Origin of the sequence: Sphingobacterium sp. UBA5670 (assembly GCF_002420705.1) — a bacterium.
Lineage (GTDB): Bacteria > Bacteroidota > Bacteroidia > Sphingobacteriales > Sphingobacteriaceae > Sphingobacterium.
The window spans coordinates 261,515-276,936 of record NZ_DIIM01000016.1; the positions used below are offsets into that span (position 1 = coordinate 261,515).

A 15,422-nucleotide genomic window follows, 5' to 3' on the forward strand; every position below is an offset into this window, starting at 1 on the left:
ACGTCATATGACGTGGCTTTTATGATTACTTGATGCTGCTTTCAAAATGATAGGTTCCGGAACCTATCTCATAGCTGGAACCGGCAAGCACAATTTTTGCCCTTGTATTGGCAGGGATGGTGACATCCAACTTCAGTAGGTTATTTTCTAGCGCCCAAGCCGATTTCACGGTGCCATATAGCGTCTCCAGTTCTGCCGAGGCTCTCGTTAATTTACCTCCTGGTTTTGGGGCTATAACGATAGTTCTGTAACCTGGATCGGCAGCTACGGAGTTAATTCCTGCTATTGTTCGGTACATCCAGTCACCAATGGCACCATAGGCGTAATGATTATAGGAGTTCATGTCTGGAGTTTGAAACGAACCATCGGGTTTAATACCGTCCCACCGTTCCCAGATGGTGGTAGCACCCATTTTTACAGGATAGAGCCATGACGGGTAACTCTCCTGCATCAACAGGTCGTAGGCAACGTCGTTATATCCAAATCGTGTCAGGACATGGCATATATAGGGAGTGCCTAAGAATCCGGTGGTAAGGTGGTTGCCATAGTCACGGATGTTGGCAACAAGGCGATCAGCACATGCAGCCCGGAGTTCTTCGGGAAGCATATCAAATTGTAGCGCTAATACATAAGCTGTCTGTGTACTGGATACCAATCGGCCGGTTGCGGTCATATACTCCTTTGCAAAAGCTGCTTTGATGTCAGTGAGTAATGCCCTGTACTTCGCAGCGTCCTCTTTTTTGCCTAGAACCTCTGCTGCGTTAATCAGTAGTTGTGTCGAGTGGGCATAAAAGGTCTGTGCGATGAGATATTTATCTGTCACAGCAGCTCTTCCATCATTATCGTCATTCGGACGGTAGAAAAGCCAGTCCCCAAAATGAAAACCTGAATTCCAAAGATTGTTTTTCGCTACAGAACGAATATAATTCACCCATTTTTGCATACTTTCATATTGTGTTTCCAGTACACTGCGATCTCCGTAAGCGACATACATATCCCAAGGAATGATTGTGGATACGTCGGCCCAACCGGCTGATGCACCGTCGTTGGCCCCGAGAACATTCGGTATGACGTGAGGAATGAGTCCGCTGGGCTGTTGATCCGCCTTCACATCTCTTAGCCATTTACTAAAGAACCCTGCGACATCCATATTGTAAGCCGCCGTATTGGCAAAAGCTTGCGCATCGCCTGTCCAGCCTAAACGCTCATCGCGTTGTGGACAGTCGGTAGGAACATCCAAAAAATTTCCTTTTTGTCCCCATAGAATATTGTGCTGCAATTGGTTGATCAGGGTATTGGAAGTTGCAAATTTGCCCGTTGTCTGCATATCTGAATAGAGGGCAACAGCCGTTATGTTATCGACGTTTAATTCTCCTGGATAGCCCTCGACTTTCACATATCTAAAGCCCTGAAAAGTAAAATGCGGTTCAAATATTTGTTCGGCTCCTCCTTTTAAAATATAACTGTTTTGGGCCTTGGCTGACCGCAGGTTTTCTGTATAGAAATTGCCTTCCTTTGTAAGTACTTCAGCATGACTTAGTGTAATCTTTGTCCCGGCAGGACCTTGCGATTTCAACGTAGCCCAGCCTACCAAATTTTGGCCAAAATCGACAACAGTATCTCCATTTGGTGTTTTGAAAACCCGAAGGGCTTTAAACTGCTCGTGTTTCTTTACAGGAGGACCGCTCATAGCGATAAGTTTTTCTGTTCCTTTGTTCATTAAACCCACCGACGTCCATTTGTTGTCTTCTTTAAATCCAGCAGTATCCCAACCAGCGATTTCCATTCTTGCGTCATAGTGCTCCCCATCGTAAACGTCCGAAGCCATAATCGGCCCATAGGTGTATTTCCAGCTTTCATCCGTCTTTATCGTTTCCTTTGTACCATCTGTATACTCGACTTCAAGTTGCAAAAGCAGTGCACGTGTATCGCCATAAAAATTATGTTGGTTTCCAAATCCAATACGACCTTTATACCAACCATTGCCAAGACTAGCACCAATTACATTGGAACCAACTGTCAGAAATGAGGTAACATCGTAAACTTGGTATTGCAGCTGGTTTTTGTAACTGGTCCATCCCGGAGCAAAGTAGGTGTCACTTATACGGAGCCCATTGAGTTTGGCTTCATATAGCCCTTTTGCCGTAATATAAGCCATGGCAGACTTTATCTTTTTTTTCAGTGTAAATTCTTTTCTGAAAATTGGACTACGGGCCGAAGTATCCTTTCCGGAAACGGTGATCCATTGTGCGTGCCAGTCAGCCGCAGCCATTCCCATTTGGAAGAATCCAATCGTCGACCACGCTGATCTGTTCCCATGATTATCTTTCACCCGGACTTGCCAGAAATATTTTTTCTTTGACTGCAAAGGAGATCCGGCGTAATTAATCCATATAGATTGGTCGGTGACAGTGTGGTTTTTCCAAACTAGATCTTTTCCCTTATTTAATGAGGTTTTATCGGTTCCGACCCGGATTTCATATTCAGATTGTTGTGTGTTTTTTTCGGTAGAAGTTATTTTCCAGCTCAATCTCGGAGTTGCGGTTTCAATGGCTAATGGATCTTTTAAATGTTCTACCTTAAGGTCAATTACGCCGAGTTTCTGGGCGAAGGCTGAGAGATTCAGTATGATCAGAAATCCTAATATTCCTGATTTTTGGAGCACAGTTTTCATGGATGGTTTAAGATTTGATTAGTAATCTGTTGTTTGGAATATAAGAGTTAATATAGCTATTATCTGTAATAAATCCGAAGTATCCGTCATGTACTGTCCTGATCAAAAGCTAAAAACTTGTCTTATGCTAAGATCAAATGGAAAATGTATCTATAAATTCGTGAATCATAAGGGGAAGCGAGGCCATTATGTCATATTCAAAGAAAATAGATGATGACAATAGAAAATTATAACCAAACAATTCAACTGAGCAGATCTCCAGATCAGGTGTTTAAGGCATTGACAGAGGAAATACCATTTTGGTGGACAGCACTGTTTGAAGGGGCTTCAAATAGCAAAAACGATCGGTTTACCGTGCGTTTTGGTGATCAAATTTATAAAACAATACAGGTCGAAGAATTACAGAAAAATGAAAAGGTTGTTTGGTATGTTGAAGATTCATTGATCGCGGTTCCTGGATTGAAAAATCAAAAGGAATGGATTGGCACAACGATCGTTTGGAGCATCCTTGAAAAAGAGAAAGGGACTATACTGCAACTCGAACATATTGGCTTACAGCCTGAAATTGAGTGTTATGCAATTTGCATAGACGGATGGAGACAATTTGTGAAAAGTTTGGAGCTCTATGTCGAAACAGGAAAAGGGCAGCCTTTTTGAATCAATGTACTGTTAGCTAGCTAACAGTACATTCATTAAGTTGTTAATGTCTTCGTAACAGGCTAAATTTAATAACCAATCTCTAGGAATGGATTTCCATTTCTCAACATAATATAGACCTGCAAGTCCTCCAGCGATGGCTGCTCCGGTAATACCATAGGCTTGATTCTAAACTTTCGATTACGTATCCACTGGATTTCAGCTCAACATCAGCTTTATTCCTAATATCATGAAGAATGACATGGTCAAAATGGCATCTTTCTGCTTTGGGAAAGTCGATTTCACCCCAGAAATGGATAACTTGATTTCTGCTAACTTAATGTAGATAAAATATGCTATTGCCGAACGAATATGCTTATGTGAAATTTGATTTTCAAGAATATACAGGAACTATTCGTTATATTATTTGACGGATTGTTGCTCCAAATAGATTAGTTGTAAATTTTGTTGTAAAGAATATTAAAATAAGTATTTAGCGTTATGCTTTTGATTTATAGTTTCTTGTGTTTTTGAGTGGAAAAGGTCGTTAATCGCTTATTTAATTTATGAAAATAAAAATTAAATTAATAATCTGTTTGGTGAAATATTTAAAATAATTTACGATATTTGAATGAATTATAAAACTGAGAGAAAATAAAATTTAACGTGCTTTCTGAATGATAGCTGTCTTAATAGACTTGTATTGGCATGTAAAGCATATATTTCTAGAATTGAATAAAAAATGGAATATTTTTCCCAACTCGGATACCATTCTAATGAAATCATAAAGTTCGCTGCCTCTTGCGGAATATTTTCCCTACTTTTAAAATCCGGTGATGTGATTCACTTTACACCGCAGGATCCAGAACATTTTAAGGCTTGGCTGATCGAAAAAAATATTGAAGATATCAAGAGCGAAAGACAACATCAGGAATTTTTTGGGACAAGCATTTAATTCTTTAAACAAGGATAATAATTTTTTAAGAAAAGGCATTCGTTGCTTTTTTAACAGATAAAATCAATTTATACGATCCTATGAAAAAAATATCAATTCTATTAGTACTGCTTCTCTTCGTTGTTTTTTGCAGCTTCGCCCAGGGCAATTCCATGTTGTGGAAAATTTCCGGTAATGGTCTGAAGCAAGATTCTTATCTGTTCGGTACAATCCATATGTTATGTCCAGATGATTTTGTCATCAAACAAAAGAATTTGGATGCGTTCAATTCGAGTAAAAAAATAATTTTTGAAGTTGACCTTTCTAAACCGGAAAATGCAAAATCTCTGCAAGCATTTGCTGTTTCGGATCCAAATTTTATAAAGGGATTTTCTGAGGATGAGATCAAAAAAATGGATAGTGTACTGGTTGCACAGCAACTCTCCATCAAATTGTTGGATTATGTATCGCCTGTTGCGGTGATTTCATTATTCTCGATGAAAGGGTTTAATTGCCCAGATCCAACGAAGATGAAGTCTTATGAGGTAGAATTAGCAGCGCTTGCAAACAGCCATGGAAAGACAATTGGAGAATTTGAAACGCCTGATTTTCAGTTTAATTTATTAAAAGATCTCATTACGCCCAAATTATTTATGGAATCTGTTTTTCAATTGGATAAATATCCGGCATTGACTGCAAAAATGGTTGAAGCCTATAAGAGCGAAAATTTGGAAGAATTAACAAAATTATTGGAAGATTCGGCATGGATGACAGCAGAGCAAAAAGATAAATTGTTAATTGGCCGAAATTTAAATTGGAGCAACTTGATACCAGAAGTTATTAAGGATCAATCCTGTTTTATTGCTGTTGGTGCAGGTCACTTAGCTGGCAATAAGGGCTTGATCACCCTGCTGCGTGATAAAGGATTTACAGTCGAGGCCGTGAAATAAATCCTTTTTAATCCTATTTTGGGGAGTATTCATTTTTGGGGAGTATTAATTCTAGAAAGAGAAATGATGTTCGGACTTAACTTAACCTCATTTTGTTTTTGACATCGCGATAAATTTGCATTTGGTCAACGTCTATACGCACTATATCAAAAAAATTGGTGCTTGAGCAAGCCAAAAGCTTCCTTTGTTGAAAAAACATGAAGAAACAAGTATTATGTGCTGTTATACTCAGCGGATTGACGACGCTGGCTGCACATGCTCAAAATGCCGTGTCCGGGCAAGTTGCCGTAGATTATGTTCCGCTTTCAAACTATATTCGACCTGAAGATAGCGTTAAGACGGGGTCAAAAAGTGATTTCAAGAGGATACAATTTAATCTGGAAGTTCCGCTATCCACTAAAATAGATTCTTTGGGTAATATAAAACGTTGGTCATGGAAAATAGGTGCAGCTTATGCAAGGATGGAAAATCGGGGGTACGAAGAACCTTTATTTCCGAGTGAAATGTTAAATGCGGAAATTGGACTTCAATACCTGACCTCATTAAAGAAAAATTGGTCTCTATTAACTTTTGCCTCTGTAGGGATTTATTCAGATCTCGTTAAGGTCGATGGCAAGGATGTGCTGGGACAGGGGGGCGTGCTTTTTATCAAAAAATTTAGACCGAATTTAGCTTTTGGTTTTGGACCTGTACTGAGCAATAGTTTTGGCGTACCAATGATTCTGCCAGGTTTGTATTTCGACTGGAAAACAAACGGAAAAGTGAAGTTTAATATAAATTTCCCGCAAGGTCTTTCCGCATCCTACCATGTCAACAAATTGATGGATCTACGCGCTGTCCTTAATTTGGACGGAATGACTGCAGAGCGCGAGAAGAATGGGAAATCTACTTTAGCTGGTTTTATGTTATTAACAGCCGGGCTTCAGCCGCAGTTCAATTTAGGCAAGAGCCTCAAGCTCCAGCTGACAGGAGGGAGTACACTGGCCAGATTGTATGTCGAAAACGATCGATCCTTAAAAAGTTTATTCAAGAATAAAACACAAGAAGACCCCCGGTTTTCACCGACCTTTTATAGTTCGATAGCAATTAAATGGAATATGCCATAATTATCGGCTGAGGAGCTTCTTAAAAACAACATTCTGAAGAAGCTCCTCTCTTTTTGTACGTGATATAGGCAATTCTCGTTCCTGTATATACACTCTCCCTCCAGTAATGATATCAATATGGTTTACATTGACTAGATAGGATTTGTGAATGCGAAAAAAATGGTTGTTGGGCAATGCCTCTTCCAAAGCTAGCATGGTCTGATGGATAGTAATTGTGCGCTCTTTAAAATGAAGTTTTGTATAATTCTGCATACTTTCAGCGTATAGAATATCTGTCCAGGAGATTTTAACAAAAGAATCTCCCTGTCTTACAAATAACATGTGATCATTAGGATTGCTCTCCTGTGAAGGTTTGTTGCGCTGCAAAAAGAGCTGAAAAGCCTTGGTGCTGGCCTGGTAAAAACGCTGGAAAACTATAGGTTTGAGTAGGTAATCAACAGCTTGTAGCCTGAATCCTTCCAAGGCATATTCTGAATAAGCTGTAATGAAGATACATAACGGTGGGTTCTCAAGCGAGTCTAAAAAGTCTATGCCAGTAAGATAGGGCATATTGATATCTAAAAAAATAAGATCTATATCGCCCTGCTGTAACCTTGAGGTTGCAGCTAGCGCTGACGGAAATGTTTCTACTAAATCCAAAAAATCGATCTGTTCGGTCATTTCAGCAATATGTTGACGCAACATAGGTTCATCGTCAACGATAATACATTTCATTTTCATTTCTTCCATTGTCGAAAGTTAGCTATTAAGATCAATTGTCAGTTGGACAGCAAAGCTGCTATCAAGTTTGTGGATTGTTAACGAGTAATTGTTTTCATATTGCAGTTTCAGCCTCTTTTTTACGTTTTCCAACCCTATGCCAGAGTGTCCTGTTGAAGCTAAATGAGGATATTCCTGATAACTATTGCTAATGTTAAATTGAAGTTGTCCTCCTTCCTCAACACAAGATAGGAGGATGCTTCCTTTTTGATTTGGAAGCCGGTTCACATGTTTGAATGCATTTTCGACAAAGCAGATGAGCATCAATGGCGCAATATATAAATCCTTTGAAGATTGTGTCCATGAGCAATTTACATCCAACTCGTCTCCCCAACGCATTTTTTCTATGGCTATAAAGTCTTGTAAATACTGCAGTTCACGTGTTAAAAGAACGAGCGGCTGGTTACATTCATAGAGTTGATATCTTAAAATATCCGAAAATTTAAGAAGCAAATAATCGGCCATTTCCACGTTCTTTTTCATCAGAATATGAATGTGGTTCAAAACATTAAACATAAAGTGAGGATTAACCTGATCCTGTAGAAATTTTACCTGACTTTCTAAAAAATTTTGTTGCAACTGGCTGTGAACACGTTGTATATCGGCATGTTCCTGATAAAACCTAATTCCACAAGCTGTGCCATTAATAAGGAGTGAAGATGGAATTGATTGATAGAAATGAGTGAATATGAGATCTGTCTTTTGTTGAATAGATATACCCTCCTTAGAAAGGATAAAATAGTAATCTATACCGCCAATTAAAATTGCTAAAATGATGACAAACACGATCGCTTTCAGGACAAAAGGTTTCATTTGTCGGGTCTTGATCGCCTGAGGCAGAACCCGGTCACTAAGCCATTGTGAAACAATAATGGAAGAAACCATAATCAAAGAAGTATGGAATAGCGCCTGTAGTGCATTGAATTCATCTTTTATTTGAATCCATACTGTAAACCCGAGTACAAGCCAAAATAAGGTAAGGAAAAGATGTTTAGTTAGATAGTTTTTTTTGAACATACAGCGATTTTATAAAAATACCTTTGGAGCCTGATCCCTAGATAGCTCCAAAGGTAAAACATATTCATTGTTTTAAAAGATAAAGTAACCCAATCCAATAGAAAATGCCTGTGGTTTGGATTTAAAAGATTTGTTGAGGTCAGAAAATCCTCGTTCATAGCGAAGGTCGAGCGTAAATCGCCGAATATCCACTCCAAGACCGCCTGTAAGTTGAAAGTTTGATTTGTCAAAATGTTTGATTCCCTGTTGTATTGCTTTTAAAGGCGGCAGGTTGTCATTTAGGGTGTAGCTGTAAATGACACCGCCCAATATCCGGAAATTGAGCTCCTGATTTTGATATATTTTGTAGCCTGCAACCACGGGAATATCGATTGCATTCCATTTTAGTTTGCTTTCTGTTTGTCCTTGCGGTTTAAGCGCTGCTTTCCGCTTATTGAAAAGAGCCTCACCCTGAATATAAGCTCTTCCAAAATTAATCCTTGCCATACCACCTACGTGTAATCCTATGGCATATTTGTCATCCAAATCAGCTAATTCTGTATTGAGTTTGTTGAGACTGCTTCCTCCCTTAATACCCAGTTGAATGAAAGGTTGTTCCTGAGCAAATAGCTTTTTGCTAAACATCATAGCAAATAATACGATGCATGATAAAATTGCGTTTTTATTCATTTTATATTGTTTTAATTTGCCCAAAAGAACGAAGGATCAATTCCTTGGCAAAAAGTCTTTGACGAACTGCATTTCTGTAGTGACGAAGGTTTATATAAGCGGGATTAGTAAATAGCATCTTTCTATTTATTTGTCAAAATTTATGGTTTATGTGCATTTCTGTTGGCAACAGTAGGAAAAGTTTGATTATTTTTTTAACTTACAGTATAGATGCTGTCTAATCAATTGGGTGGTACAAATAATCGATTTGCATGAAAAATCCGTTGAAGCCTACATCCCCTTTCCCTCATCTGGTATGTTTTTTTTATCTTTTTGTGTTCATTTCCTGTTCGAAAGAGGGTCTGAATTCCCGCGGCGGTTTAATAGATCCTGATTACAAAACTGTCACTTTGAAAACCGGAATCATTGGGAATATCATCCCGATCAAAGCAGACCTTTGGTATGTTTCGTATGTAAAAGACGCGCTTACTGGTGAAATGCTGAGAGATGCTACTGGAAAAAAACTAAAATTGGAACATACTGGTTCTGTTGAAGTCGAAGATGGTTGGTTACAGTTGGAAAAAACAGCTAATAATAAGCTCCGATTGACTTTATTGGAGAATTTTAGTGACCAGCCGCGTAATTTTGTCATTGGCATATTGTCGGCGGATAAACAAGATGAAGTGAACTTTATCCAAACAAGAGCTGAGAGATATGAGTTGGTCAAAAAAGAAATTACAGAAGTGAAAGGAAGTCGAAAAATCTATGTCAGTGCCGAAGGTTGTACTGCTATGACACTGACAAATAGTTCAAACCAGGAGCGGAAAGCCGATATCACTGCTATCTTTAAAGACGTAAAATATAGTTCGGAGTTTATAAGTGAAAACTATGGTGCTTTCGAATGGCTCAAAACTGCAGATTCTTCGCTATTTATGGATGAACTTTTGATAAATGGCGCTGTGCGCTGGCAAGGAAAGGTGCCTTATACCAAGGGCAAAACTTTTGAAAATTATATTAAATCGGGAGATAAACAAGAACTGCTACTCAAACCTTATGCGCATATCGTCGTAAGGGGAGAGTTTAAATATCTAGAAAGAACTTGCAATTATATCCTCACCATTAAGAATAGAGGATCGGGGCATGAGTTTACAATAAAAGGGATCTGGAAACAAAAGGTTCCGCTAACTCCACATACCATTATGGAATAACTCTTTGATGAATTATCTGTTTTAGATTGCAAGTCGCGATAGACTTTTTTCTCGATTTATACTGTAGCTTCTGGTTGAATTGAGAAAAAATTAGGATAACATGGAGAACTTTTCCTATACTTGCATTAAATTAGATTTATTCTAAATAACTGTGAGAAGCGGAAGTAATATAAGTATTGATTTTAAAACTCCTAACGATTTTGAGGCTCTTTACAAGAGTACTTCGGAGCAACTATTCAATATTATTTTCAAACAGATAAGAGATCGGTCAATCACGGAGGGACTTGTACAGGATATTTACTTAAGATTATGGGAAAGAAGATTTGAAATCCAGCTCACGGTTCCCATCCAGCATTATCTGAATCGTGCGGCTAAACTTGCCGCATTAAATTACCTTAAAACAAACCATCGGAGAAATATATACCTTAATCAGCTGCGTCTTGACCAAGCCAGAGGTGATAATGTCACCGAAAAAACTATTTTTTTCAGGGATTTAAAGAATCGAATTCATGCAATAACAGATCAGCTTCCTCCAAAGTGCAGGACAGTATTTGTCATGAGCAGAGATGAAGGTCTCAATACCCGGACAATTTCGCAGCGATTATCCATTGCTGAAAAGACTGTAGAGGCACATTTAACCAAAGCGTTGAAAGCCATAAGAAGTAGTATAGAAAGAAAAGTATAAAAAAAATAAAATCTAACTAAGGGTATTATGCACTTTGACCAACTATACTCATAAAGGAGGCTAAAATTAGCTTTTGGCTTTCTCTATAAAAAGTAGGTTTCATACAATTGCTATATTTTGGAAATTAACCCAGAAATTTTAAAACGATATAATGAGCATACCGCGAACGAAGCTGAATGTAAAGCTGTGGAGGATTGGCTCAATGATTATTCAGAGGATCGGAATGTTCTTTCTTCGAATGAATTGAATAGCATGAAACATTCCGTTTGGCGGCAGATCCAACAGAAGACAACTGGGGCAAATGTAGTCCAGTTTACCAAGCCTAGGAAAAAGAACTACGCTCTGCCGCTTACAGCTGCTTTAGCGATTTTTTTATTGATTACTGTAGCTTACCAGCGCTGGACTGGATCTTATCTGAATGATTCAGATGCGATCGTCATTACTTCCGCGCAAGGTGATATTGAGATTTTGGAGGATCATTGCAAATTGCAATTTTCGGGATATCTACAAGTTTTCAATCGCTCTTCGAAGATTAAGTCCATTGAATGTACCAATGGAGAAAAATACACATTAGCTCCTGGGGAGACTTATTATCTCGAAACAATTGATGGTAAGCATTCAATTGTACCAGAAAGCCATCTTTCACCAGACGACAATTTCTCACGTTTCATTCGCGGGGATGTGAAAATATATCCAGAAAAAGCCAAAAATAATGTATAATATATCCAGCTTAAGATTAACAACCTATGCTATTGTGCTCCTTTGGCTATTCGTTTTCCTTTTTGTGGCCTGTCGAAGTTCCTCAAATGGTCATGGAGATAAAGATCATGGACTGATTCTGATTGGAACGCGTGTAAAGACCCCTCAGGGACGTATGTTCTATTTGGGGGCCTATCAAGATATACCTAAACGGGTTGATCCAAAGGAAATGGTGTTATTGGGACGCGAAAATGCGATATATTCCTACGCAAAGCATCCCTATGTTTGGGACGGCAGCTCAGCTATTTTGAGGAAATATGCTGTAGATAACGCGATGAAGGTTAAGGTGGTTGATTCAATGCAATTCAAAAATATAGTCAAAGCTGAATCTTTTGGCTCCCTAGCTTTTATTTCCAATGAAGAAGCCTATGCATTCTTTCTTGCTGAAGGAAAAGTCATTCAGTTCAACCCCAGTACAATGCGTATGACAGCATCTCTAACGGTGCCCGCTCTACCAATGGGGAAAACGGCAGAAGTAAATACCAATACCTATTATTCTTTTGTAACCGATGATCATACAATATTGTTGCCTATAGGGATAAACCCTAATAACTTTGATAAATTTCCGACGGTCGCCCAGGTGGCAGTTTTCAATTCTCGTGAAAGGTCAATCCGCTATAGCAGTGATTCTCGGATGTCTTTGGGATATAACAATTTCGCTGTAGATATCTTGAATGGTGACCTCTATTATAGACCCTCGAAGTACATCGCGCGAGCACAGGATTATGCTCCTGTTTCCGAGTCTCCGCCAACGGGTGGCCTGTTGAAGGTTAAAAAAGATGGAAACTTTGCTTCGGATTTTTTTGTCGACCTCCAGAAAGTATTGGACGCGCATCGCATCGTATCTGTCATCTATATCAAGGGGAAAGATGTATTGGTACAATATATTGAAAAAGGATGGCAGATCCCTAAGGATCCGGGAGAATGGTTTGATTGTCCTACAAAACTGGCTGTGGTCGACCTCCACCAGATGACTTATAAAAATACCCCACTTTTGGATCACTATGGTACGATCTATCCAGTGGGAGAGTTAGATGGTAAACAATATTTTGCAAATTTCGGTGCAAAAGATGGGACTTATCATTTTTTTGAACAGGACGATGACCAGGTTTTCAAAGCAACAACAGAAGCCCTTGGCGGAAGTGGTATCTATATAGGCCGTATCAGATAGTCGTAAAATAATTATCGAATACTTAAGGTGCTGTTTTTTGACAGTATGGGGAATCTTATTGTCCTGTGTTTTCGTTTCGTGTAAATATTTATTGTTGTACATATATTATTAATGTTTTTTATTTTTTTGATATGAAGTCAATTTTATCAATTTTCTTATGTTGCCTTTTATCCTTTGTTGCCATGGCGCAAAAACCGGATAGGGTTAAAGGAAAGATTATGATGTCTGAAAGCATTCCTGCAAAAGATGCGTTATTAAGGCTCTTAAATACCGCCTTTCAGACGAGGACCAATGCATCGGGAGAGTTTTATTTTAGCGATGTGCCTCCCGGACAGTACATTCTTCAAGCCGCTGTTAATGATGTAGAAATCATTCGGGAAAACATCCAAATTAACGAAGAGATGGCAAGCCTTCCTGTTATTTATGTTATCAAGAAAATGAATAATTTGGATGGGGTGACCGTATATGGGTATAAGAGAAACAAATTTCTGGATCAGGATACCAGTATGATTGCTAAGATGCCTTTGTCTTATATGGAAAATCCACAAGCCTATACCAGTATCAACCAGACGATTCTGAAGGAACAATTGACGACGGATCTTTCGGATGCTTTGCGCAACGTACCGGGTATGATCAAAATGCAAGGCAGTCCGGGGCGTGGTAGTGGTGACGGTAGTTTTTATTACAGTTTGCGGGGATTTCCAACTAAAGTTTCCATGGTGGACGGTGTGCCGGCTACGACCAATGGAGAAATTGATCCGGCTGATATCGAACGGTTAGAGGTTATTAAAGGTCCTGCGGGAACTTTGTATGGAGGTGCTGTGACATCCTTTGGGGGATTAATCAATGTGACGACTAAGAAACCGCGCGATTACTTTGGCGGTGAAGTAGCCTATACATTTGGCAGTTTTAATTTAAATAGACTTACAGCCGACGTTTATGGTCCTGTGGATCGGAATAGAAAGACGCTTTTTCGATTGAATAGTGCCTATCAGTACCAGAATGGATTCAGAGACTCCGAATTCAGAAAATCATTTTTTGTTGCACCAACTTTTAGCTATCAGGTCAGTGACCGTCTTACATTTAATCTTGGTGCACAAATCTATAATTACGAAGGTACCAATACCCCGATTATCTTTTTGAGCAGAAATCGTCAGTTTTTTGCGAGAACACCTAAAGAATTAGGTTTTGACTGGACAAGGTCTTACTCCAATAATGACATGACACTGAAAGCTCCGGCAATTAATATTAAAGGTGAGATAAATTACCGCATATCTGACTCCTGGTCTTCACAAACTATTATTTCTAGAAATTTTCGAAAAACTGAAGGACTTTATCAATATCAGTTTATCAGAGGGAATTCCAGCGATGCATTGCTTGAACGTAATATACAATGGAACAATTCTGAGGCCGCTTCTACAAGCATACAGCATAATCTCAATGGCACATTTCAATTGGGAAGTATCAAAAATAAACTGCTTATTGGGATTGATTATCTAAATCAATCATTGCGCAACAACCATTCACCTATTGTGAAATACGATACTGTAAATGCCCAGAATCTGACAAGCGGTTATGGTTTTATTTCCAGAGAATTGGCAACAGCCAGTATTCAGAAATCAAAAGGCAGTATGATTCGAACTTATGCCTCCAATAATGTATATGGTGCATATATTTCAGATGTAGTCTACTTGACCGATCGCTGGACAACACTATTAAGTCTACGCGTAGACCATTTTGATTCAAGAGGACAATTAAATCTGAACACCAACGTACGTGACGGTGAATATAAACAAACCGCATTATCACCTAAATTCGGTATGGTTTATCAGTTCGTCAAAGAGCAGCTTTCGGCTTATGCCAATTACATGAATGGATTTAGCAATGTTGCTCCTGTAGACAACAAAGGCATCGTAGGTTATAGTAATGTTTTAAAACCTCAGATGGCCGGACAATGGGAAGCTGGGATAAAAGCCAATCTATGGAAAAATCGCTTCAACATGACAGCTTCTTATTATGATATAACCGTGAATAATATGAGCAGAGATATCGAGGTTACGCAGGATGGGCAATCTGCTCTTGTCACTATACAAGATGGTGAGCAGCGTAGTAAAGGTGTTGAATTCGAGTTGATCGCCAATCCTGTAAGAGGGCTTAATGTTATGGCCGGATATACGTACAATGATAGTAAATTCCAGAAAGCGGATGCTTCTGTTGAAGGACGAAGACCCGCATCGGCTGGACCGGGAAATGTCTTTAACTCATGGCTTAGTTATGTATTTCAAAATAGAGTGCTTCATGGATTGGGGATAGGAGTGGGAGTTAACCGCGTCGGTGAGCAGATTACCGTGGATCAGGAAGCGACAGGTCGATTCACCTTCCCGGCATATACGCTCGTCAATACATCAGTTTTTCTAGAAAGAGACAAATATCGATTCGCTGTGCGGATGAATAATCTGACCAATAGCGAATATTTTGCAGGACAAGGGGTCATCGTGGCTCAGATGCCGCGCAATTTTGCCGTACAGCTCAGTCTGCGGTTTTAACGAAATATGTTTAAAGCCACATCGTTCGATGTGGCTTTTTTTTTACCAATACCCCTTCTTTTAGGAGACAGGCAGTAGACAGGTTGTGCCCATCTACATGTTTTAAGCTTATATGAACCGTAGATTATTCGTACTTTATACGCTTTCATCCGAATGAGGTCCCTATTAGCTCCCTATTAAGTCCGTATCAAGTCCCTTTAAGTTAACTTCCTTATCATAGCTTAGGTACTGTTTTAACTGTAGACTTTTTTATAAATACTAACGTCTAATAATCGATTAAATTTGGCATAAAGAAATTGGCCTTCGTCCTCAGAAAATAAGCGGATGAA

General features: G+C 39.0%; 13 protein-coding genes. 9 read left to right on the forward strand and 4 right to left on the reverse strand.

Annotated elements, in window-relative coordinates:
- Nucleotides 1-25 precede the first annotated feature (25 nt).
- Nucleotides 26-2,674 (reverse strand): alpha-L-rhamnosidase, encoded by a 2,649-nt coding sequence (locus tag B3C94_RS14025; protein ID WP_293904689.1) that lies wholly within the window; start codon nt 2,672-2,674, stop codon nt 26-28.
- Between the two features lie 210 nt (nt 2,675-2,884).
- Here B3C94_RS14025 and B3C94_RS14030 point away from each other — a divergent pair, with 210 nt between their 5' ends.
- The 4 genes from B3C94_RS14030 (at nt 2,885) to B3C94_RS14045 (ending at nt 6,300) form a co-directional block, all read left to right on the forward strand.
- On the forward strand, nt 2,885-3,331 hold the full coding sequence (locus B3C94_RS14030) for an SRPBCC family protein (RefSeq protein WP_293904691.1): 447 nt from the start codon (nt 2,885-2,887) through the stop codon (nt 3,329-3,331).
- A 721-nt stretch (nt 3,332-4,052) separates the two neighbouring features.
- Complete coding sequence (locus B3C94_RS14035) at nt 4,053-4,265, forward strand: hypothetical protein (RefSeq protein WP_293904693.1); 213 nt, start codon at nt 4,053-4,055, stop codon at nt 4,263-4,265.
- A gap of 80 nt (nt 4,266-4,345) precedes the next feature.
- A complete protein-coding gene (locus B3C94_RS14040) occupies nt 4,346-5,194 on the forward strand; it encodes a TraB/GumN family protein (protein ID WP_293904695.1) in 849 nt (282 codons plus the stop codon).
- A 197-nt stretch (nt 5,195-5,391) separates the two neighbouring features.
- A complete protein-coding gene (locus B3C94_RS14045) occupies nt 5,392-6,300 on the forward strand; it encodes a DUF6268 family outer membrane beta-barrel protein (RefSeq protein WP_293904697.1) in 909 nt (302 codons plus the stop codon).
- Here the strand turns inward: B3C94_RS14045 and B3C94_RS14050 are convergent, their stop codons facing one another.
- The 3 genes from B3C94_RS14050 to B3C94_RS14060 all read right to left on the reverse strand — a co-directional run bounded on the left by B3C94_RS14050 (nt 6,301) and on the right by B3C94_RS14060 (nt 8,745).
- On the reverse strand, nt 6,301-7,029 hold the full coding sequence (locus B3C94_RS14050; protein ID WP_293904699.1) for a LytR/AlgR family response regulator transcription factor: 729 nt from the start codon (nt 7,027-7,029) through the stop codon (nt 6,301-6,303). It lies immediately after the preceding gene.
- A gap of 9 nt (nt 7,030-7,038) precedes the next feature.
- Nucleotides 7,039-8,076 carry a sensor histidine kinase gene (locus B3C94_RS14055; RefSeq protein WP_293904701.1) on the reverse strand — a complete coding sequence of 346 codons (1,038 nt, stop codon included), beginning with the start codon at nt 8,074-8,076 and terminating at the stop codon, nt 7,039-7,041.
- A gap of 72 nt (nt 8,077-8,148) precedes the next feature.
- On the reverse strand, nt 8,149-8,745 hold the full coding sequence (locus B3C94_RS14060; protein WP_293904703.1) for a porin family protein: 597 nt from the start codon (nt 8,743-8,745) through the stop codon (nt 8,149-8,151).
- 251 nt (nt 8,746-8,996) lie between these two features.
- Between B3C94_RS14060 and B3C94_RS14065 the strand changes: the two genes are divergently transcribed.
- From B3C94_RS14065 to B3C94_RS14085, 5 genes are all read left to right on the forward strand, one after another.
- Nucleotides 8,997-9,932: a hypothetical protein gene (locus B3C94_RS14065; protein ID WP_293904705.1), complete on the forward strand. Its 936-nt coding sequence runs from the start codon at nt 8,997-8,999 to the stop codon at nt 9,930-9,932.
- Between the two features lie 151 nt (nt 9,933-10,083).
- Complete coding sequence (locus tag B3C94_RS14070) at nt 10,084-10,617, forward strand: sigma-70 family RNA polymerase sigma factor (RefSeq protein ID WP_293904707.1); 534 nt, start codon at nt 10,084-10,086, stop codon at nt 10,615-10,617.
- 117 nt (nt 10,618-10,734) lie between these two features.
- Nucleotides 10,735-11,337, forward strand: coding sequence for a hypothetical protein (locus B3C94_RS14075; RefSeq protein ID WP_293904709.1), 603 nt, complete (start codon nt 10,735-10,737; stop codon nt 11,335-11,337).
- Complete coding sequence (locus B3C94_RS14080) at nt 11,330-12,547, forward strand: hypothetical protein (RefSeq protein ID WP_293904711.1); 1,218 nt, start codon at nt 11,330-11,332, stop codon at nt 12,545-12,547. The genes B3C94_RS14075 and B3C94_RS14080 overlap by 8 nt, the downstream gene beginning before the upstream one ends.
- Before the next feature lie 131 nt (nt 12,548-12,678).
- On the forward strand, nt 12,679-15,093 hold the full coding sequence (locus B3C94_RS14085) for a TonB-dependent receptor (protein WP_293904713.1): 2,415 nt from the start codon (nt 12,679-12,681) through the stop codon (nt 15,091-15,093).
- Nucleotides 15,094-15,422: the final 329 nt, after the last annotated feature.